This window comes from Mycolicibacter nonchromogenicus, assembly GCF_002101775.1.
In the GTDB taxonomy this organism is placed as follows: domain Bacteria; phylum Actinomycetota; class Actinomycetes; order Mycobacteriales; family Mycobacteriaceae; genus Mycobacterium; species Mycobacterium nonchromogenicum.
This window is the reverse complement of the sequence record NZ_LQPI01000028.1, coordinates 131,666-138,127: the sequence shown is the minus strand read 5'-3', so window position 1 is coordinate 138,127 and position 6,462 is coordinate 131,666. Positions and strand designations below refer to the sequence as shown.

Annotated in this window: 5 protein-coding genes; all 5 read left to right on the top strand. The window is 65.9% G+C overall.

What is annotated here, in order from left to right; genetic code table 11:
• The first annotated feature begins 192 nt into the window (after positions 1-192).
• The 5 genes from AWC18_RS04815 (at position 193) to AWC18_RS04795 (ending at position 6,445) form a co-directional block, all read left to right on the top strand.
• Positions 193-1,188 carry an isopenicillin N synthase family dioxygenase gene (locus tag AWC18_RS04815; RefSeq protein ID WP_085137950.1) on the top strand — a complete coding sequence of 332 codons (996 nt, stop codon included), beginning with the start codon at positions 193-195 and terminating at the stop codon, positions 1,186-1,188.
• A gap of 63 nt (positions 1,189-1,251) precedes the next feature.
• A complete protein-coding gene (locus AWC18_RS04810; protein ID WP_085137949.1) occupies positions 1,252-2,205 on the top strand; it encodes a LysR family transcriptional regulator in 954 nt (317 codons plus the stop codon).
• 69 nt (positions 2,206-2,274) lie between these two features.
• Positions 2,275-3,501 carry an acyl-CoA dehydrogenase family protein gene (locus AWC18_RS04805; RefSeq protein ID WP_085137948.1) on the top strand — a complete coding sequence of 409 codons (1,227 nt, stop codon included), beginning with the start codon at positions 2,275-2,277 and terminating at the stop codon, positions 3,499-3,501.
• A gap of 22 nt (positions 3,502-3,523) precedes the next feature.
• A complete protein-coding gene (locus tag AWC18_RS04800) occupies positions 3,524-4,564 on the top strand; it encodes a hypothetical protein (RefSeq protein WP_085137962.1) in 1,041 nt (346 codons plus the stop codon).
• Positions 4,565-4,669: 105 nt separating this feature from the next.
• A complete protein-coding gene (locus AWC18_RS04795) occupies positions 4,670-6,445 on the top strand; it encodes a tetratricopeptide repeat protein (protein WP_337333726.1) in 1,776 nt (591 codons plus the stop codon).
• The last annotated feature ends 17 nt before the right edge of the window (positions 6,446-6,462 follow it).

Genomic DNA, 6,462 nt, shown 5'->3' with positions numbered 1-6,462 from the left:
CAGCGGCACTGACCGCCTGAACCATCACATCGAAGAATCACACGACGACGTCGTACACCACGTCCGTGGACTTGACCGGGCGGGCAACGGCCGCTGGGTCCGGCGCAGCGCCTGTGTCATGGTTCTTCACACCCGTGAAGGACTCGTTGACGCGGATTGGCGTGACGTCGGAAATGGTGCAGGGTTTGTGGCATGTTGCCTGTGCTCGACTTGTCAGAAGCTGAGACCGATGCCGACGGCTTCCGCCTCGCGTTGCGGGAGGCCGCGCACACGTATGGGTTCTTCTACCTGACCGGCCACGGCGTCCCGGAATCGCAGATCGCGGCAATCCTGACCCTGGCCAGGGACTTCTTCGCATTACCTATCGATGAGAAAAACCAGATCAGTCAGCTGGAGAGTCCGCAGTTCCGCGGTTACTCGCGACTGGGCGGTGAGTTGACGAACGGATTGGTCGACTGGCGCGAACAGATCGACATCGGTCCCGAGCGCCCCGCTCTGCCTGATGCGCAGGGTTACTGGCGCCTGCAGGGCCCCAACTTGTGGCCGCAGCGGCCGGCGGGCTTCCGGGCAGCCTTTGAGGAGTGGGACCGTACGTTGTGGTCAGTTGGGCTGCGGCTGCTGCGGCTCTGGGCTGAGTCGCTGGGGGCTGCTGCGGACCTGTTCGACGACGCATTCGCGCATTCTCCTGCGACCCTGATCAAGGTTGTGCGCTATCCGGGCAGGTCCGACAGTGTCCAGGGCGTGGGAGCGCACAAAGACTCAGGTGTGCTCACCCTGCTGCTGGTCGAGCCCGACTCTGAAGGGCTGCAGGTGGAGCTCACCGCCGGCGAGTGGGTCGATGTGCCGCCACTGCCGGGTGCGTTCATCGTCAACATCGGCGAGCTCCTCGAAGTCGCCACCGGCGGCTATCTCCGGGCGACCCAGCACCGGGTGCTGTCGCCGAAACCTGGCACGGACCGAGTGTCCATCCCCTACTTCCTGAACCCGGCCCTCGATGCCACGATCCCGCTGATCGTCCTGCCCGCGGAGTTGGCCGCCTTGGCCCGCGGCGTCGAAGCCGATCCCGACAATCCCATCTTCAACACCTACGGCGAGAACGCCTGGAAGTCCCGCACGCGTGCACATCCCGATGTCGCCGAACGTCATCACGGGATCCGGCCGACGAGTTCGTGGGCATCAAGCTACTGAGCATTGGCGTCGCCCTGATCGCAACCCTGTAGACGGCCGCAGAACTGCCCTACCCTTCTCGGGATGTTCGACGTGCGCAGGTTGCTGGTGCTGCAGGAAATCGCACGCGTCGGGTCTCTCAGTGCTGCAGCCGCATCCTTGAACTACACCACGTCAGCGGTCTCCCAACAGGTCACCGCACTGGAGCGCGACGTGGGCAGCACCCTGCTGGTGCGCGGCCCATCCGGGGCACGCCTCACACCGGCCGGCAGCAAGCTGTTGGAGCACGTGCCCGCAATTCTGGGTGCGGTGGCCGCCGCCGAACGCGACCTCGATGCCATCGCCACCGCGCGACCCGGTGTCGTACGGATCGCATCGTTCGCCAGCGCCGCGGCGGTGATCCTGCCGCCGGCGATCGCCCAGGTGCGCCACCTCTTACCCGGCGTAGGTGTGGAGTTGGTGGCGGTCGACCCCGACGACGGGGTTGAGCTGCTGCGCAGCGGAGATGCCGACGCCGCGATGGTCACCGAAGTGCCTGGCGACCGACCCGAATTTCCCGGGATCAACACACTCAGCGTGTATGACGACGAGTTCTTCGTAGTCCTGCCACTCGGACACCGCCTCGCGGAGCGCGCCGAAGTGCCGCTCGCCGAACTGGCCCGCGAGAACTGGGTGGTGAGCACCCAGACGGGCCTGTGCCCGGACACCCGAGTGTTCCGCAAGGCCTGCCAGCGAGCTGGATTCGAGCCGACGGTCAGCTACCGCGCAGAAGGGTACGGAACCGTGCAGGGCTTCGTCGCCGCCGGACTGGGGGTGTCTCTGGTGCCGTCGCTGGCCGCCTCGGGGGTACGTGCCGATGTGGCAGTACGCAGGGTCGCCGGTCGCCGACCAGTGCGCAAGGTCGCCATCGCCACCACCGCACCCCCCGCACCGGCAAGCGTTCTGGCCACCGTGATCGAGTTGATCGCGGCTGCCGGCGCGACACTCGCGGAAAGCGCCGATTACAGCGTTGCTGCAGGCGCTTCCAGTGTCGCTTGAACCATCTGTCCAGCATCTCCGCAGACCCCTAGGTTTCTCTGCGACCCACAAGACGAGGAGCTAGCACCGATGCCCATCATCGACACGGCCGTGCCCGTACTGCGCACTGTCGAGGACGCCCTGGATACCGCCACTACCGTCGCGGCGTCGGTCGCCGCGGGCGCCGTTCAGCGGGAGATTGACGGCACCCTGCCGACCGATGCGCTCACCCAGATCGGAAACTCAGGCCTGCTGGGGATTCTGGTTCCCGCTGCGTTCGGCGGCCCGGATCTCCGCCGGTCCACCGCCGTCGAGGTGCTGCGTATTCTCTCGCAGGCCGACGCAGCCGTCGGGCAACTGCTGTTGTCGCATTACGTCCTCACAGCCGCCATCCGCGGCCTCGAATCCAACGAACCGGCACCGCGGATCTACCGGGACGTCCTCGCCGGGGCTCAACTCGGTAACGCCAGCGTCGAGCGCGGCACCCGCACCAGCGTGGAACGCAAGACCACGCTGACACGACGATCCGACGGCGACTGGGAGCTCGAGGGCACCAAGTTCTACGCCACCGGATCACTCGGTGCCGCATGGATCGCTGTGGCCGCACGGATCAGCGGAACGGACCACGGGGCAACCGCTTTCGTGCGCCCCGATGACCCGGGCGTCATTCTCAACCTGGACCGGTGGTCGGCTTTCGGCCAGCGCGGAACAGCCAGCGGCGAAGTCGTTCTGGACAAGGTCCGCGTCGCAGCGGACCTCGTCATCGACGAAGGGCCTGACCCCGATCCCACTTCGGCCGACCCTTCGGTGTTGGGAGCGTTCGATCAGGCGCTGCACACCGCTATCGATGTCGGCGGCGCCCGCGCAGCGCTCGAAGACGGAGCAGAGTTCGTCGCCTCCCGTAGCCGGCCGTGGTTTGAGGCGCAGGTCGAACGCGCCGCCGACGAGCCACACGTCGTCCGTCGCTTCGGTGAACTGACCGCTAGGTTGTACGCCCTGGAAGCGCTGCTGGCCCACGGCTCACACCTGATCGATCAGGCACTTGCCGCACCAGAGCTGACACGCGAGAGTGCCGCGGCAGCCTCCCTTCAGGTGGCTGCGGCCAAGGCGCTGGCCCAGGAGTACTCGGTCGAGATCGCCAGCGGCATCTTCGAACTCGCCGGAACCTCGGCCACCGACGCGAAGTATGCACTCGATCGGCACTGGCGCAACCTGCGCGTGCACACGCTGCACGACCCCGCTCGCTGGAAATACGTCCACCTGGGACGGCACACCCTGGATGGAACCCTGCCGCCCCGACTCGGCCTGCTGCTCTGACACCGTGACCGAAGAATCCCTGATGACCAGTTTCTATCTCACCGGCAGCATCAACGTCCCCACCACCGAAGCCGCATTCAACCTCGTCGGCAAACGTCTGCAGCCGGGCGTTCGCCGCGTACCGGACGGCGAACCCGGTGACCGTGCGAACTGGGTTCTCGTGCACTCGGCTCGGTTCCTGTCCAACCCCACCCTCGATGTCACCGATGGTCGCGCCAGAGTCCGTCCGGGAACCCCGGTCTCCTTCGGCGAGGTCGACTACCATTCGTCGGCGCTGGGGTCCTACCGCGACTTTCTGTCCGCTCGCCAGTCCGGTGTCCTCGCCCCGGACAGTCGATTCCTGGTATCGATCGCGACCCCGTTCAACGCGGTGAACTCCTTCGCGCACTTCGAGTCTCAGGTCGAGATCGCCTTGGCCTATGAAACCGCACTGCGGCGCAGCGTCGAAAAGATCCAGAGTGAGATACCGCACGGCGACCTGGCCATCCAGTGGGATCTGCCGACCGAGCTGGCGACCCTCGAAGGATGGTTCTCCAACCCCTACGGCGACCACGAGCCGATCTTCGCGGCCACCGCCCGCCTTGCGGACTGGATCGCCGACGATGTCGACCTGACATTCCACCTGTGCTACGGCGACTCGAAATTCGGCGCGTCGCCGTTCATGGGCGAACCGCCGACGAAGGAGGCCGCGGCGCGCGGCGGCCGGCACATCCTTCCAACGGATGCGTCCGCGATCGTGGCGTTGTCCAACGGACTCGCACGCCACATCACGCGTCCCATCAACGCAATTCAGGCCGCGACCGTGGCCGCGTGGACCACCCGAGAGCATTGGAAGCCGCTGGCAGACCTGGTTCTGGAACCCGAGACGGAGTTCTACCTGGGCCTGCTGCACGCCGAAGACGGCGCTGAGGGTGCACGTCGCAGGGCCGCCATCGCTGCCGAATTCCTGCCACGGTTCGGCCTGTCCACCGAATGCGGGCTCGGACGGCACTCCACCGAGCAACTCGAAGCCGTACTCGTCGCATGGCAGGAACTGTCCACCACCAGCGGACCCGTGGCCTGATCGACCTGGCGCTGACGCTGTCGGCCGGAATAGCACAGGCCATGCCGGTGCCACGCAGGCCGACGGGGGCTGGTCGTTATCGTCGTACGGTCGGTGTACTGCCATGTGGCGGCACTGTGGGCCGCGACCGGCGGACCTGCCCTCCAGCCCGGGGCGCAACATCGTAGGCGGAGTGGTGAAACAGGAGCAGATGCGTTGACCGGATACGGATTCGACCTCGGTAACTACAGCCGGACGATCACGACATCGTCAACCGAGAGCCAGCTCTGGTTCGACCGGGGCCTGAACTGGACGTTCGGCTACAACCACGAAGAGGCCGGAACGTGCTTTGAGGAGGCGCTGCGCCACGACCCCACCTGCGCCATGGCGTGGTGGGGTGTGGCGTATGCGGCCGGCCCCAACTACAACAAGCCCTGGGAACTGTTCGACGAGCGCGAGACTCGCGAAACACTTACCCGGGCAAAGCACGCAAGCACGAAGGCATTAGCCCATGCCGGCGATTCCTCCCCTACCGAGCGGGCACTGATCGCGGCTCTACAAGTCCGCTACCAGTCTGATCAACCCGGCGGTGACCTGACGGGCTGGAACGAGCAGTACGCGCAAGCCATGCGGCAGGTCTATGCCGAATTCAGCGACGACCCCGACGTCGCAGCATTCTTCGCCGAAGCGCTGATGAATCTCACGCCGTGGAACATGTGGGACCTGCGTACCGGGGAGCCCACCGCCGGGTCGCACACTCTGGAGTGTCGCGCCGTGCTGGAGGCGGCCATCACGCGCCGTCGGGCGAGCGGCGCATCCCCCCATCCGGGGCTGTGGCACCTGTACATCCACCTCATGGAGATGTCGACCACGCCGGAGGCGGCGCTGCGCGTCGGCGACGAATTGCGCCGCCTGGTACCGGATTCAGGGCATCTCGCGCACATGCCCACTCACATCGACATCCTGTGCGGGCACTACCAGGACGTCGTCACCTGGAACGACGCCGGCATCGAAAAGGACGTCAAGTACTTCCGTTACGCGGGCGCACAGAACTTTTACTCCAACTACCGCGTGCACAACTACCACTTCAAGCTCTACGGCGCCATGTTCCTCGGCCAGTTTGGTCCCGCGATGGAGGCCGTCCGCGACATGCACGACACCATCCCTGACGCGCTGGTGGAGATCGAAAGCCCGCCCATGGCGGACTGGCTCGAAGGTTACAAGTCGATCGGTACCCACGCCCTCGTCCGATTTGGGCGATGGCAGGAGCTCATCGAGGCACCGCTGCCCGAGAATCCGGCCTTGTTCTGCATGACCGCGGCAATGAACTATTACGGCAAGGGCGTCGCCCATGCCGCGCTCAAACAACACGACGAGGCGGCGGCAGCTCAACGCCTGTTCGAGCGGACCGCGGCGACGGTGCCCGAGAGCCGGCATCTGCACAATGTCCGATGCGTCGACGTTCTCGGGGTTGCTCGCGAGCTGCTGGCGGGCGAGATCGCCTACCACCACGGCGCATTCGACGATGCGTTCGCCCACCTATGCCAGGCCGTACGGCTCGAAGACCGATTGCCCTACGACGAACCGTGGGGATGGATGATGCCCAGCCGGCACGCGCTGGGGGCTCTACTGCTCGAGCAGGGTCACGTCGAGGAAGCGGCCCGCGCCTACGAGGCCGATCTCGGCCTCAACGACGACGTCATCCGCTCCAACCGCCACCCCGCCAACGTCTGGGCGCTTGTTGGGCTGCACCGATGCTACGAATCGCTCGGTAGACACGACCAGGCACGCGCCATCAAACCGCAACTGGACATCGCACTGGCGCGGGCCGACGACGACATCCGTTCGTCCTGCTTCTGCAGCCTGGCCGGGTCCCCACCGTCGACAACACACTGTTGTTAGAACCGGGGCCGAATGTT